Source organism: Streptococcus sp. HMSC074B11, assembly GCF_001808705.1.
Lineage (GTDB): Bacteria > Bacillota > Bacilli > Lactobacillales > Streptococcaceae > Streptococcus.
In genome coordinates this window covers 1-263 of sequence record NZ_KV794298.1, presented here as the reverse complement: position 1 = coordinate 263, position 263 = coordinate 1, and the positions used below count along the sequence as shown (strand labels likewise).

1 protein-coding gene is annotated in these 263 nt (G+C 44.1%); it reads left to right on the top strand.

What is annotated here, in order from left to right; translation table 11 throughout:
* Window positions 1-263 (top strand): hypothetical protein (locus HMPREF2619_RS08660; protein ID WP_148130390.1); only part of this gene is annotated, 263 nt, incomplete at both ends.

The following is a 263-nucleotide window of genomic DNA, read 5'->3' as shown; positions in this document are numbered from 1 at the left end:
GAAGTGACAAGTACACCAGCTTATGCCGCTGATGGTACAACTGAAATCGGTACTTACTCTATCGATTCAGCTACTGGTCAAGTCACTTTCACACCAACTGATAAATCATACACAGGTGCTGTAACACCAGCCAAGGTTCAAGCTGAAAGCTCAAACGGTATCAAGGTTGATACAACTTATACACCTGAAATTGTTCCAGTAAGCCCAACAGCGACACCAGCTGAAACAACTGATATCCAAGGTGCGACTCAAACAGGTAAACC